This is a genomic window from Rhizobium sp. S163, assembly GCF_030380805.1.
Lineage (GTDB): Bacteria > Pseudomonadota > Alphaproteobacteria > Rhizobiales > Rhizobiaceae > Rhizobium.
The window spans coordinates 68,481-82,220 of the sequence record NZ_JAUDSA010000019.1; the positions used below are offsets into that span (position 1 = coordinate 68,481).

General features: G+C 60.1%; 16 protein-coding genes. 9 read left to right on the forward strand and 7 right to left on the reverse strand.

What is annotated here, in order from left to right:
* The first annotated feature begins 319 nt into the window (after positions 1–319).
* Together cysQ and QTL96_RS22025 are read left to right on the forward strand one after the other, a co-directional pair.
* Positions 320–1,102 (forward strand): 3'(2'),5'-bisphosphate nucleotidase CysQ, encoded by a 783-nt coding sequence (gene cysQ, locus QTL96_RS22020; protein ID WP_289729286.1) that lies wholly within the window; start codon positions 320–322, stop codon positions 1,100–1,102.
* 126 nt (positions 1,103–1,228) lie between these two features.
* A complete protein-coding gene (locus QTL96_RS22025; protein WP_289729203.1) occupies positions 1,229–2,266 on the forward strand; it encodes a DUF2793 domain-containing protein in 1,038 nt (345 codons plus the stop codon).
* Between the two features lie 5 nt (positions 2,267–2,271).
* Here QTL96_RS22025 and QTL96_RS22030 read toward each other — a convergent pair whose 3' ends face one another.
* Complete coding sequence (locus QTL96_RS22030) at positions 2,272–3,006, reverse strand: LuxR C-terminal-related transcriptional regulator (RefSeq protein WP_289729204.1); 735 nt, start codon at positions 3,004–3,006, stop codon at positions 2,272–2,274.
* A gap of 398 nt (positions 3,007–3,404) precedes the next feature.
* Here QTL96_RS22030 and QTL96_RS22035 point away from each other — a divergent pair, with 398 nt between their 5' ends.
* Positions 3,405–3,680, forward strand: coding sequence for a DUF1153 domain-containing protein (locus QTL96_RS22035; protein WP_007533628.1), 276 nt, complete (start codon positions 3,405–3,407; stop codon positions 3,678–3,680).
* Positions 3,681–3,993: 313 nt separating this feature from the next.
* A complete protein-coding gene (locus QTL96_RS22040; RefSeq protein WP_113008332.1) occupies positions 3,994–4,272 on the forward strand; it encodes a GNAT family N-acetyltransferase in 279 nt (92 codons plus the stop codon).
* A 215-nt stretch (positions 4,273–4,487) separates the two neighbouring features.
* On the opposite strand, the gene QTL96_RS22045 is transcribed toward QTL96_RS22040, so the two are convergent.
* Positions 4,488–4,838, reverse strand: coding sequence for a hypothetical protein (locus QTL96_RS22045; protein WP_018897078.1), 351 nt, complete (start codon positions 4,836–4,838; stop codon positions 4,488–4,490).
* Positions 4,839–5,278: 440 nt separating this feature from the next.
* Here QTL96_RS22045 and ctrA point away from each other — a divergent pair, with 440 nt between their 5' ends.
* Positions 5,279–5,980, forward strand: a complete 702-nt coding sequence (gene ctrA, locus QTL96_RS22050; protein ID WP_003542362.1) for a response regulator transcription factor CtrA — start codon at positions 5,279–5,281, stop codon at positions 5,978–5,980.
* 135 nt (positions 5,981–6,115) lie between these two features.
* Here ctrA and QTL96_RS22055 read toward each other — a convergent pair whose 3' ends face one another.
* Both QTL96_RS22055 and chpT read right to left on the reverse strand, forming a co-directional pair.
* Complete coding sequence (locus tag QTL96_RS22055) at positions 6,116–6,478, reverse strand: response regulator (RefSeq protein WP_018897077.1); 363 nt, start codon at positions 6,476–6,478, stop codon at positions 6,116–6,118.
* Between the two features lie 127 nt (positions 6,479–6,605).
* Entirely contained in the window at positions 6,606–7,256 is a 651-nt protein-coding gene (gene chpT / locus QTL96_RS22060) for a histidine phosphotransferase ChpT (protein WP_026282744.1), read from the reverse strand.
* A gap of 185 nt (positions 7,257–7,441) precedes the next feature.
* Between chpT and QTL96_RS22065 the strand changes: the two genes are divergently transcribed.
* Positions 7,442–8,038 (forward strand): EipA family protein, encoded by a 597-nt coding sequence (locus tag QTL96_RS22065; RefSeq protein ID WP_112945352.1) that lies wholly within the window; start codon positions 7,442–7,444, stop codon positions 8,036–8,038.
* Between the two features lie 116 nt (positions 8,039–8,154).
* Complete coding sequence (locus QTL96_RS22070; protein ID WP_112945351.1) at positions 8,155–9,315, forward strand: hypothetical protein; 1,161 nt, start codon at positions 8,155–8,157, stop codon at positions 9,313–9,315.
* Between the two features lie 19 nt (positions 9,316–9,334).
* Here the strand turns inward: QTL96_RS22070 and QTL96_RS22075 are convergent, their stop codons facing one another.
* Both QTL96_RS22075 and QTL96_RS22080 read right to left on the reverse strand, forming a co-directional pair.
* Complete coding sequence (locus tag QTL96_RS22075) at positions 9,335–10,156, reverse strand: RNA methyltransferase (protein ID WP_289729205.1); 822 nt, start codon at positions 10,154–10,156, stop codon at positions 9,335–9,337.
* A gap of 5 nt (positions 10,157–10,161) precedes the next feature.
* Entirely contained in the window at positions 10,162–10,548 is a 387-nt protein-coding gene (locus tag QTL96_RS22080) for a hypothetical protein (RefSeq protein ID WP_113008336.1), read from the reverse strand.
* 43 nt (positions 10,549–10,591) lie between these two features.
* On the opposite strand from QTL96_RS22080, the gene QTL96_RS22085 reads away from it, so the two are divergent.
* Together QTL96_RS22085 and rpoH are read left to right on the forward strand one after the other, a co-directional pair.
* Positions 10,592–11,626, forward strand: a complete 1,035-nt coding sequence (locus tag QTL96_RS22085) for an RluA family pseudouridine synthase (protein ID WP_289729206.1) — start codon at positions 10,592–10,594, stop codon at positions 11,624–11,626.
* A gap of 162 nt (positions 11,627–11,788) precedes the next feature.
* Positions 11,789–12,697: an RNA polymerase sigma factor RpoH gene (gene rpoH, locus QTL96_RS22090; RefSeq protein WP_289729207.1), complete on the forward strand. Its 909-nt coding sequence runs from the start codon at positions 11,789–11,791 to the stop codon at positions 12,695–12,697.
* Between the two features lie 53 nt (positions 12,698–12,750).
* Here the strand turns inward: rpoH and ubiA are convergent, their stop codons facing one another.
* Positions 12,751–13,665, reverse strand: a complete 915-nt coding sequence (gene ubiA, locus QTL96_RS22095; RefSeq protein WP_289729208.1) for a 4-hydroxybenzoate octaprenyltransferase — start codon at positions 13,663–13,665, stop codon at positions 12,751–12,753.
* Positions 13,666–13,740 lie beyond the last annotated feature (75 nt).

Here is a 13,740-nt window from a genome sequence, read left to right on the forward strand (position 1 = left end):
GTTGAGCCCTTGATTAAAGATTTCATACTGCTTTCAAGGCAAAAGGGAAGTGTAAAATTTCAAAGCTCCAAAGTTCTTTGCCGTTTTGGTGAAAATGACTTTTTCGAGTTCAAAAAGTTGATTTTTTCAACACAATCCGGGCTCCGACGCCACTTTTCACCGCAAATTCACTTTTCCCTGGGATCTTTACCCTTCGCCAACTGATGGAAAATCGTCAAACCACACCTGCGTCCTTTTGCGACGGTCTGCCGACGGTGCAATGAAGCGTGAAAACGACTATATGAGAAGCATGATGGAGAAGGGATCGAACCGACCCGCGATGCTCGAGACGTTTGAACGCGCCGCCCTTGAGGCTGGCAAGGCGATCATGGATGTGTACCGCGCCGGCTGCAAGGCGGCCAGCAAGGCCGACAACAGTCCGGTTACCATCGCCGACGAGCAGGCCGAGCGGATCATCCTCGCCCATCTCTATCGCGATTTTCCCGATATTCCCGTCATCGCCGAAGAATCGGTCGCGGCCGGCATCGTACCGGCGGTCGGCTCGTCGTTCTTTCTGGTCGACCCCCTGGATGGCACGCGCGAATTCGTCGACAAGCGGCCGGAATTCACCGTCAATATCGCCTTCATCGTCCATGGCCACCCGGCCGCCGGCATCGTGTTTGCCCCCGCGTTGGGCGTCGCCTTTCTCGGCGAGAACGGCACGGCCGAGAAGCTGCATATCGGCCCGGACTTTCGTGTCGAAAAGCGGCTGCCGATCAATGTGCGCCTCGCCAAGGCCAAACGCACCGCACTCGCCAGCCGCTCGCATAACAGCCCGCAGACCGCGCGTTTCCTGGCCGAGCAGGCCATCTCGGAGTGCAAGAACATCGGTTCGTCACTGAAATTCTGCCTTCTCGCGGAAGGAGAAGCGGACGTCTATCCGCGCTTCACCCGCACGATGGAGTGGGACACCGCGGCCGGCGATGCCATCCTGCGCGCGGCCGGCGGCTGCACTGTGACCCTCGACGGCCGCCCCCTCACCTACGGCAAGACGCGGCAAGCCCACGACGCGGATTTCGCGAACCCCGATTTCATCTCCTGGGGCAACGCCCCCCGGCTTTGAGCACGGGGACGTTTCTCGCAAATATCCCTTTGAAATCAGCGCCGGGTCCCGCGCGCGATCCCCGTTTCCCGACACGCCTCTACGATTTGCGGCAGTGAAACCTGCCGCGAACACCGGAGCTCGATCGTGTCGGACCAGACCAACAACCTCGCCCTGCCCTACATCCTGCCCTCCCAGGCGCAGAAGCACGTGCCGCATAACGAGGCACTGCAACGTCTCGACACAGTGGTCCAGCTGACGATCATCGCCGAACGGCACGGACCGCCCGAAACACCGGTTGAAGGCGACCGCTACCTCGTCGGCGCCGATCCCGAGGGTGCGTGGCTCGGCCGGCAGGGGCTGATTTCTGTCTGGCAGGATGGCGCATGGGCCTATCTCTCGCCAAACCCCGGCTGGCGCGCCTTCTTTCTCGACACCCGCCAGCTCCGCGCTTTCGACGGCACGAACTGGAACGTCATCTCCCTCGATGCCGACGGCTCGCTTCCCAAGATCGGCATCAACGCGACGGCAGACGAGATCAACCGGCTGGCGATCGCCTCCGAGGCAAGCCTCTTCAGCCATGCGGGACAAGGTCATCAGTTGAAGATCAACAAGGCCGACCCGTCTCAAACAGGCACGCTTCTCTTTCAGACGAATTGGTCGGGCCGCGCCGAGATGGGGCTTGCGGGAAGCGATGCGTTTTCGATCAAGGTCAGCGGCGATGGCGATGATTGGTCGACGGCGCTCATCGTGGCGCCGGATGGCGTCGTGCGCATGCCCTCGCGACCGATCGTACGAGCATCGCCCGCTGCCGGCACAGCGTCTCCACCAGCGGCAAGCCGCACCGGCTTCACGGATATCCACGCAGAACAAGGCGGCTTCGAACTCGGCACCGCCGTACCAGCAGGCACCGGCGCGCGGCTCATCGTCCCGGCCGACGGCTTCTATCTGCTGTCGCTTTCTCTGAGCACCCTCACCTCATCAGGCCACGGTGTGGCGATCGAGATCAACGGCGCGACGGTCGTCGCCAGCGCGAGCGGCCCGGCCTCAGCATCGCCGGCCCGGCAAAACACGACGACGATCGTCTGGCTGAATCAGGGCGATTGGCTTGCATTGCTTCACAGCGGCACGGCGCAATACGAATTTGGACCGGCAAAGACCGAACTCTGCGCCGTCATGCTCTGAACGAGTTACAGCAGGCGGTAGCGGAAGGCCCGGGCAACCGCCTGCATCCGATTGACGGAATCGAGCTTGCGCATCGCGCTTTTCAGATATCCGACCACGGTGTGCGGCGAGAGCTCCAGTATGATGGCGATCTCGTCGCTGCTCTTGCCCGCCGCCGACCAGCGCAGGCATTCGATCTCGCGGCTGCTGAGGTTCTCCAGCGGCTGCTCGGTCACCTGCAGCCGCGCATAGACGTCGAGAAATTCCATGGCGCTGAACACATGCGCCATCGCCTCCTCGCGCGAAAGATCCGCCCGCGCGCCCGAAAACGCGAAAATATAAGGCTGGCGATCGGCGTCATGGAGCACGAAAGCAAATGTCCGGCGAAATCCGAGCTCGCGAAACCGCCCGGTGATCCGCTCGTTTTTCGGGTTGGTCACGCTGCTCTCGAACGCGCCGACACCAAACGAAACCGGCAGGCTCGATTTCCTGAGCTCCGAAACAAGCGCACTATTGTGAAACAGGTCATCTTCGTCATAGGCGGCAACGAGGCTGTCGGGCCAGTTGCTGAAAATGTGGTTTCCCGCAAAGCCGCCATTATCGCCATGTGGAAAACCCGCGAACAAATAGTGGTTGAAACCCGCCGCTTTCGCGAGACGCGCGAGGCGCTCCTTAGGATCCGGCGATGGACTGGACTTCTCTGACGATAAAAAAACAATATTCGCCGCGCCGTCTTGAACGGCGCGTTCTTCATTCCGCATCGATTTCGTCCTTCAAAGGCTAAACTTGCCTGAAAACGGTCTTCTGGCAGCAACAATCAAAGTATAGGAAAAGAAAAAACGGCCGCTTCAACGTTATGCGAAGCCTGACATTCTATTCCCAACGCACGCAAAAACAACAATCGCGATGACACGCGACGTTCTATCTGCCCCTGGGGAGGCTTATAGTTTGATGAGGATCAGACAACTAATATTCATTGTGCATGGCTCCCATGCACTTATGACAAATTTACGCAAGGGAAGCCGTGCGCGAAGCGCGCGCCAGCGCCATCATGCGACGCGGTTAAATTTATTATCAAAGTCTTACGACGCGTTTAGGCAATTTTTAAATGTGACAAGCTAGAGTGGCTCTCGTGGTCTTGAGTTGTGTAGAGAGTCCAATGACCGAAATGATACGTCCCCGAGTGAAATATGTCATCGGCCCCGATGGCAGCCCGCTGACGATTGCGGATTTGCCGCCGCCGAATACTCGGCGCTGGGTAATTCGCCGTAAGGCAGAGGTTGTCGCAGCTGTGCGCGGTGGCCTGTTGAGCTTGGAAGAAGCTTGCGAACGCTATACCCTGACCGTCGAGGAGTTTCTCTCCTGGCAGTCATCCATCAATAGCCATGGTCTTGCCGGTCTGCGCACCACGCGCATCCAGCAGTATCGCCATTGATTAATTATTGAAGTTGATTCCATTTCAGTTCGGGCCGACCGCACATCGCAAGATGTGAAGCCGGCCCGAAGCTTTTGCTGCTTTCCGGCGTTTATCTCATTGCCGAACTGAACCGACGCTCTGAAGCGCGGCCACCGTCCACAAAGACCACTCGGACAGAGGCTGCGCGAGCAAGGCTCGGCATCTTCTTTTCGCAAGCGCCGAACCACCTGCCTCCCCTTTCATCGAACAATGCGTCACCTTGAGCGGCCTTTGCTTTGCGCCGGCGCCATGGCACGTTTGCTTCAACGCAATCGAAAGGAAGGCAGTCGGGATGAAGATCACCAACGAAGAAAACGCATCGGGCGGCCGCTACGTCGCCGAGCTCGAAGGCCACCAGGCCGAAATGACCTATTCCCGCACATCGCCGACGCTCATCATCATCGATCATACCGGTGTTCCGGATGCGCTGCGCGGCAAAGGCGTCGGCCAGGCGCTGGCGCTGCATGCGGTCGAAGCCGCCAGAACCGGCGGCTGGAAGATCATTCCGCTCTGCCCTTTCTTTAAGGCGCAGGCGCTTCGCCATGAAGAATGGCGCGACGTCATCAACTGATTTTCTAGAGGGCAGGAAACGCCAAAAGCCATGTATGACGGACAGCACGCCCGTCATGCATGGCTTTTATGAGATGACACCCCCGATGCCCGAAGGCATCGATCATCTTGGCTTAGAGCGCCGTGCGTCCGAATGGACGCACAAAGGACGCTCTAACTTTTTGAATCTACGCATCGAGCTTTCCGAAAATCGATTCCGATTTTCGGGCCGATGCGCTAGGCTCGTGCCCGAACCGCCCCGTCGCGCTCTTCGAGCGCGGCAGCGCGTGCATATTCCGCCTGCATCTCTTCGAGCGTCTGCTCCAAGGCCTCTTCCTGCATCCTCAGTTCCTTGATCGAAACCTGAAGATTGTCCGCGCGCTGGCGTGCTGCCTTCGCGAAGGTGGGATAGGCGAAGTGATTCGGGTCGGAAATGCCGGACTTCTTTTCCTCGACGACGATCTGGCTTTCCAGATCCTTCGTCATACGGTCAAATTCAGACATCATCATCTGCAACTGCTGCAGCTGACGACGCTTTTCGTTCACCTGAAACTCTTTCAGACGAACTAGGCTCTCACGCGACTTCATACGCATTACTCCAGTGATGCGAGACCCCGGCTTCACTTGAAACCGCCCATTAGCTGCCGCTGTCATGCGACTTGCCCAAAAAATTTCCCTCGGCGTTAACAAAAACCTACCGCTGGTAACCTTTCGTTTACGGGCATCGTTAATGATAGTGCCGATGATTTAAGGGTCGGTAAACACAACTACGCGATTTCCGGTCCGTTTCATTGGTGAGTCGAATGAATCGCTTGCCGGCCTTTCTTAATGTAACAGTTGAGAAGAGGGCCTTGCGGATTCTCGTTGGAAAACAGCGGAATGGACAAAATATTTAATAAATTGATTACCTCTTGCCAGAGTGAATCAGAATTTGTTAACCATTTCGTGGCAGCTTCCAAATCACGCAGTGACATTTCTGTATCGCGTAGGGGCCAGACCACCTTTCGGCGGCGGTAAAGGGGATAAGAATGCGGGTACTACTCATCGAAGATGACAGCGCGACAGCGCAGAGCATCGAACTGATGCTCAAGTCAGAAAGTTTCAACGTCTACACCACCGATCTTGGTGAAGAAGGCGTCGATCTCGGCAAGTTGTATGATTATGATATCATCCTTCTTGATCTCAACCTTCCAGACATGTCCGGATATGAAGTGCTTCGCACTCTCCGTCTGTCCAAGGTTAAAACACCGATCCTGATCCTCTCCGGCATGGCCGGCATCGAGGACAAGGTTCGCGGTCTCGGCTTCGGCGCCGACGACTACATGACCAAGCCTTTCCACAAGGACGAACTGGTTGCTCGCATCCATGCGATCGTCCGTCGCTCCAAGGGCCACGCCCAGTCGGTCATCATGACCGGCGAACTGATCGTCAACCTCGACGCCAAGACCGTCGAAGTCGGCGGCCAGCGCGTTCACCTGACGGGCAAGGAGTACCAGATGCTGGAGCTGCTTTCGCTCCGCAAGGGCACCACGCTCACCAAGGAAATGTTCCTGAACCACCTTTACGGCGGCATGGACGAGCCGGAACTGAAGATCATCGACGTCTTCATCTGCAAGCTGCGCAAGAAGCTTGCAAACGCTGCCGGCGGCGCAAACTACATCGAAACCGTCTGGGGCCGCGGCTACGTTCTGCGCGAGCCTGACGGCGCCGAATACGCCGAAACAGCCTGATATCCGATTTCGGTCCCTACGCCGATCATCCTTAAGATCCCGCCTTCACGGCGGGATTTTTTGTGCCCAGGAATAAGTCCGGAACGACAAAAGCCGCCCCGAAGGCGGCTTTTGCGATTGAATCGAATGGAAATATCAGGCTGCGATGGCGCGATTGCCGAAGACTGCGGTCAGGATCTTGCGGTCGAATGGCTTGAGCAGGAAGTCCGTGGCCCCTGCCCGCTTGCCCATCATCAGCTTCTTCAGGTCGGCCTCGATCACGCAATAGTAGATCTTGACCTCCTTGCCGCCTTCCATGGCGCGAACCGCCACGATCAGATCAAGCGCTCCATCCATGGACGAATCGACGATCAGGTAGTCCGGCAGCTCCACCTGGCAGTGGGACAATGCTTCGCTGGCGCTGGAGGCTTCACTGACCATGAAGTCGAGTTCCGAGAGAATCCGCTTCCCGACCTTACGAACGACGTCCGACGAATCGGTGATCATGAACCTTTGCATCGCTGCTCCATTGCCCAGCTTCTCTCCTGGCTGGCATCTTCACGGGCAAGGATAGAAACATTCGGCTAAGGAAGTATTACTTCGATACAAGCAATGTGCCGGGAATCTATCCCGGCGCTGTTTTAGATCAGGCCGGAATGACTTCGGCGGTGAAGACGATCTCTTCGGCGCTGGCGCTATGGCCAAGCTTCATGCCGCACTCTTCCGCGAGCAGCACTGCGTAATAGGGCTGGATCGTGTGCGCATCGATCGCTTCTTCGATCTCACCCGTCGAGATCTCCACGAACTTCGGCGGCAGGCGCATCAGCTTGCCCTTGGCGACGAGCGTGAACTTCGCGTCGAATTCCGGGTTTTCGAGCGTGATATCGATCTGGCCACCGCGCGGAATGGAGGAATAAGCGACGAGGAACAGGTTGAGCAGAAGCTTGACGCGGTTCTTCGCGATGATGGCGCGCGGGCCGTTCCAGACCACTTCGGTCTTCTTCTCGGCGGCGGCGAAGTCCTTGGCGGCGCGCTCGGCTTCGCCAGTGTCGATCGAAGCGCCGACGGAGCCGGAAGCGCCGAAGGCAAGGCGTGCGAATTTGAGACGAACCGAGGCGTTCAGCGCGCTGGTGCGGATAAGATCCATGGCGTCTGCATCGGCGCCGCCCTCGTCAAGCAGTTCGAGGCCGTTGTTGATCGCGCCGACGGGCGAGATGACGTCATGGCAAACACGGCTGCAGAGAAGCGCGGCCAGATCTGGGCCGGTCAGGGTAAGGTTTGGATTCTTCGACATCATTGTCTCCAAGAAGGCGGTGATTCATTCCGCCACACATATTGCTTCATCATTGCACGAAGTTTGCGAGCGTACTCGGCGCCATAATGACACCATATTTGGTAAACCGATTGTTAAGACCATCCGCGCAAAATGATAGAAACGCCGGAAACGGCACCATGTATCGACCATGATGAACGGATGACACCATGCGCCCCTCAATCCTAGGAAGATTCCTGGCCGACTGCCGGCGGGTCTCGATGCTCGCGATCTCGTGCCTGATGCTCGTCGCGACCCAGGCCGCGGCTCAGCAAGCCAGGAATGATCAATACTCGGTTCAAGAAATCGTCGACGCCGGCCACTCCTTCTTCGGCTCCACCAGCGGCGGCCTTGCCAAGGCGGTCGAGGCCGCTTTCCAGAAGTACGGCTTGCCGAACGGCTACATTCTCGGCCAGGAAGGCTCCGGCGCCTTCATCGCCGGCCTGACCTATGGCGAAGGCCAGCTGAATACCAAGAACGCCGGCGAGCATCCGCTCTACTGGCAGGGCCCCTCGCTCGGCATCGACTACGGTGGCCAGGGCACGCGCGTCATGATGCTGGTTTACGACCTGCCCTCGACAGACGCGATCTATGCCCGTTTCGGCGGCGTCAGCGGCCAGGCCTTCGTCATCGCCGGCTTCGGCATGACGCTGCTCAAGAACAACAACGTCCTCGTCGTGCCGATCCGCACTGGCGTCGGCGCTCGCCTCGGCCTCAACGTCGGCTATATCAAGATTACCCCAAATCCGACCTGGAACCCCTTCTGATATCGTCGTCACGGCGAACTCTGTGTCGCCGTGACCCATCCGCCACTTGCCCTAACGGCGTTGGCCGCTTAATCATTGGCTGACGCAAATCAACTTCTGGAAGCAGTGGCCTCGCCGTGATCGAATACGCGCTCTTGTTCGGATTGGGCTTTCTGGCCGCGGCGTTCCTGGTTTTCCTCGTATCGCCGGCCGTCCATCGCCGTATCGTCTGGTACACCGAAAACCGTATGCGCGCGACGATGCCGCTCAGCCCCCAGGAAGTGCGTGCGCAAAAGGACATGGTCCGCGCGCTTTATGCCGCCGAAAACGCCCGCACCACGCAGGATCTGATTCGCGAGCGCGAAAAGTCGATGTCGCTGCAATTGAAGCACGACCAGATCGCCCGCGACGCCGGCCACTTCGCCTCCGAGATCAGCGCGCTTCAGGCCCAGATCGCCGACATGAGTGTCGAGGCTGCCGAACTGCGCTCGCATCTGCGCAAGGACGAGAACTATATCAGCCAGCTGAAGACGAGCCTGCACATCGCCGAACAGGCCAGTGCCGCCAAGGAAGGCGAACTCGATGCTCTCCGTATCCGCCTGAACAAGATCGTCGAACAGACCGACAATCTGAAGATCGACATGGCCGCGCGCGAGACCGAGCTCGAGAACCTCAATTTCAAGCACAGCGGCCTGCGCACCGAGCGCGACGAACTTCGCCAGGATGTCGGCCTGCTACAGAAGCGCGCCAAGGATGCCGAACAGAAGCTGACGCAGCAGGAACACGCTGTTCTGCGCCTCGAAGACCGCGCCGAGCGCGACAAGGCGACCCTTGCCGACAAGGAAGCGCTTCTGACGCGCCGGCAGCAGGATCTGACCAAGCTCAAGGATCAGGTCAAGGCCGCCAATGCGGACATGCGCAAGGCGAACCGCGCGCTGCGCTCCGCCGGCCTTGCTCCCCTCGTTCTCATCCCGCCGCAGGAAAAGCCCGTGCCGGAAGAAGCCCCGATCTCAGAACTCGATACCGCCGCGGTCGCAGCCCGCCTCGCCGAAGAAGTGCGCGCCCGCAGCGCCGCGGTCTCCGAGGAAATCCTCGCCGCCAGGCTGAACACCTCCAACGACGGCGCGATCCGCGAGGAGATCGCAACCATCGCTGCCGACATGGTGGCCCTGACCGCCATCAACGAAGGCAAGGCCTCGCCGATCCGCGAGCTGCTGCCGGAGACGGCGGAAACGAAGGAAGGCGAGCGCATCGACCTCGCCCAGCGCGCCGCCACGATCCTGTCGCAGCCCGGCTAAGCCTAGCCGCCAGCAGATCTCAGATACGCTTGGCCGTGGAAGACATGGCAAACAGCGCGATGCCGGTCGCAGTCGCGACGTTGAGGCTATCGAGCCCCGGCGATTGCGGAATGCGGGCGCTGCGAAACCGCGACAGCACCGCCTGCGGCAACCCCTCGCCTTCCGTGCCGACCACCAGCGCCATGCGCTCGGAGGCCGGAATGGAGCGGATATCGACCTCGCCGCGCGGCGACAATGTCCAGATGCCGAAATCGCGCTCGGCCAATTGCGTGAGCAACTCAACCGCATCGCCGCCGCGCTGGTAGGGAACGCTCAACACGGAGCCAACGGAAACGCGCATCGCCTTCCGATAAAGCGGATCGCACGAGGTCTCGTCGAGAAAGATGGCATCGGCATCGAAGGCAGCCGCATTGCGGAACATCGAGCCGGCGTTGTCGTGGTTTGAAATGCCGCAACCGACCAGCACCAGCGAGCGCTCGGGCAACCGATCGATCAGCGCCCCGCCCTGTGGCTGCCGCCGCCCCAGCGCCAGTACCCCGCGATGAAGATGGAAGCCGACGATACGGTCGAGCACATCCGCTTCCGCGACGTAGACGGGAACGTCTTCCGGCAGCCGTTCGAGAATATCGGCAACGCCGTCGACGCGGTTGCGCAGCAAAAGCACCTTCTCGGCCGCGAAATCGCCGCCCATCAGGTGCGCCTCGGCCAGCATGCGCAGCACGACGGTACCCTCGGCGATGAACCGGTTATGCCGCCCGGTCAGATCGCGTTCGCGAATGTCGCGAAACTCGGCGATACCAGGGTCGTCAGCATTGTCGATCGCAATCAGCCGGGGGGCCATCGTTCTCAGCCGCCGTTGACGGTCACGTCGGCAATGATGCTTCCGGCCTTGATGTCGAACACCAGCGCCTTGGCCACGCCCTCGGCGGTCTTGCCGAAGAACATGATCTGGCCGCCCGAAAGCGAAGAGGACTGGAGAACGAAGCCTGCGGGCAGGTTTGCCGTCACGGAAACCGGCGCATCCGACGGAATTCCGGCGGATGAAATCGCGACCGGCTCCTTGGCCGGCGCCCGCATCGTCTTGTAGACAACCGCGCCGAAGACCGCCATAAGGCTCACGAACATGATGAAGCCGGAGACGATCTGCAGGCGGATCATCTTGCGTCGGACATTTTCCATTGCCGGATCGAGGGGCTTTTCTTCCTGATCGTCTTCTGGCTGGACATTCGTCATATATGGCGTTCCATTCTATAAAATACTTCGGAGAAGAAGCGTCTTGAGCGACCCCTTTAAACAAGCAGCCGGCAATATGAAAGTCCTGACGGCGGATGAACATGCCGAAGGCCGGCTTGATGCGTGGATGACGGCTCAGCTCGGCGAGGAATTCTCCCGCAGCCGCATCAAGGTGCTGATCAAGGAAGGTCAGGTCACGTCGAAGGGATCAGTCGTCGCCGATCCGCAGAAGAAGGTCCGTCCCGGCGACGTCTTCGAGATCAACCTGCCCGAGCCCGAGGATCCCACGCCGAAGGGCGAGGACATCCCGCTCGACATTCTCTATGAAGACAACGACCTGATCGTCATCTCCAAGCCATCGGGCATGGTCGTCCATCCGGCCGCCGGCAACTGGAACGGAACGCTGGTCAACGCGCTGATCTATCACTGCGGAGACAGCCTATCGGGCATCGGCGGCGTGCGCCGTCCGGGCATCGTGCACCGCCTCGACAAGGACACGACGGGCGTCATGGTCGTCGCCAAGAACGACGTCGCGCACCGCCACCTCTCCGCCCAGTTCGCCGACCACGGTCGCACCATGCCGATCGAGCGCGCCTACCAGGCCGTCGTCTGGGGCCGCCCGCGCACATTGACCGGCAGCATCGACGCGCCGCTCGGCCGCGACACCGGCGACCGCACGCGCCGCGCCGTCAAGCGCCCGGGCACCGCCGATGCCGACGAGGCGATCACGCATTACGAGGTGATCGAGCGCTTCCACGAGACGCCGGATGCGCTGTCGCTGGCCTCTCTCGTCGAGTGCCATCTGGAAACCGGGCGCACCCACCAGATCCGCGTCCACATGGCCCATATTGGTCACCCGCTCCTCGGCGATACCGTCTATGGCGCGGGCTTCAAGACCAAGGCCAACCTTCTGCCGGATGCAGCCAAGAAGGCGGTCAATAGTTTCGGCCGCCAGGCGCTGCATGCCTACATGCTGCAGTTCGAACACCCGCGCAGCGGCGAACTCATGCGCTTCGAGGTCCCCCTGCCCGACGATATGGTGGCGCTGGTCGACGCCTTGCGCAATGCCGAGCTGTAACGGCATCGTGAAGCGGGCCTGAGCCTTGAACTACGGTTTCGCCACACTTATCTCTACACTGACTTCGTGCGGGCTTTGACAAAGCCGCACGTTCCCGGTTCGCCTTCAAGACGCAGGGACGCGTCCAAGCGGGGATCGGAATTCAGATAGGAGGGTGCAAGAATGGCCCGAAGCAGATTGCCGTCCATTACCGCCGGCGAAGCCGGTCTCAACCGTTATCTCGACGAAATCCGCAAGTTCCCGATGTTGGAGCCGCAGGAAGAATACATGCTGGCAAAGCGGTATTCCGAACATGGCGACCGCGAGGCTGCGCATCGTCTCGTCACCAGCCACCTGCGTCTCGTCGCCAAGATCGCCATGGGTTATCGCGGCTACGGCCTGCCGATCGGCGAAGTCGTGTCGGAAGGCAATGTCGGCCTGATGCAGGCCGTCAAGAAGTTCGACCCGGAACGCGGTTTCCGCCTGGCAACCTATGCCATGTGGTGGATCAAGGCCTCGATCCAGGAATACATCCTGCGGTCCTGGTCGCTTGTGAAGATGGGCACCACCGCGAACCAGAAGCGTCTGTTCTTCAATCTGCGTCGCCTGAAGGGCCGTATCCAGGCCATCGACGAAGGTGACCTGAAACCGGAACACGTGGCCGAGATCGCAACCAAGCTGCGCGTCTCCGAGGAAGAAGTGATCTCGATGAACCGCCGCCTGTCCGGCGACGCTTCGCTCAACGCGCCGATCAAGGCGTCGGAAGGCGACAGCGGCCAGTGGCAGGATTGGCTCGTCGACGATCATGACAGCCAGGAAGACGTGCTGATCGAGCAGGACGAACTCGACACCCGCCGCCGCATGCTGGCCAAGGCGATGAGCGTTCTGAACGACCGCGAACGCCGCATCTTCGAGGCACGCCGCCTTTCCGAAGATCCGGTAACGCTGGAAGATCTGTCGAGCGAGTTCGACATCAGCCGCGAGCGCGTGCGCCAGATCGAGGTCCGCGCCTTCGAAAAGGTTCAGGACGCCGTCCGCAAGGACGCGCTCGACCGCGCCAAGGCCGTCCGCGTCGTCGAAGCCACTGCGTAAGCGAACCAATCCCCAAAAGACAAAGGGCGGGTCTCACGACCCGCCCTTTTCGTTTACAGGGTGCCCAGCAATGCCGCGCCCGCCAGCAGCAAGCCGGTCAGGATATTTGCCAGGAACAGCCGATAATTCACCTCTGGGCGAACAAGGTCGATCCGCCCGGTCTGCCACGCAAGATGGGCGGCAATCACCAGAATTCCGAGCATATAAGGCAGCGACATCCCGAGCAGCCAGCCGCCGAGCGCCCATGCGCCAACGGCCACGCCGTAGAAGACGCCAATGATCGCCTTGCCATGCCGGCCAAAAAGGATCGCCGTCGATTTCAGTCCAAGCCGGGTGTCATCCTTGACGTCGACATAGGCATAGACCGTGTCGTAGCCGATCTGCCATGCAATCGCCCCGCCCCACATCAGGATGGCCCCAAGCGGGATGTGCCCGGCGACCTCGGCCCAGGCCATCAACATGCCCCAGTTGAACGCCGCGCCGAGAACGGCCTGTGGCCAGTGCGTGAAGCGCTTGCAGAGCGGATAGATGAAGACGAGCGGAACAACACAGATCGCCACCAGCCGTGTGTAGGGCGACAGGAAGAACAGCAGCGAGGCTGCCAGCGCAAGCTGAACGGCCAGAAAGCTCACTGCCTGCAGGATACCAATCTGGCCATTCGCCAGGGGCCGGAAGCGCGTCCGCTCGACATGGCCGTCAAACTTGCGATCGGCGATATCATTGACGGTGGAACCGGCACTTCTCATCAACAAGGCGCCGAGCGAAAATATCACCAGCTGCCGAATATCGGGAAAGCCGTGCCACGCCTGGATTAGCGCCGCCCAGCATGGGAAAAGCGTGAGCCATATCCCGACGGGACGATCCAGACGCGCCAGACGCGTGTAGGGTCGCCATGCTCTGGGAAGCCTGCGCTCCACCCAGTCGTCGAGGTTGATATCGCTCAGATCCGGGCGGCTCGCAGCGGTCATCTTGTCCAAACTCCAAATCCAGAAAGCCCGGCAACGAAGGGGGCCGATCTCGTCAAAAAGGGCAAGTCTCGCGAC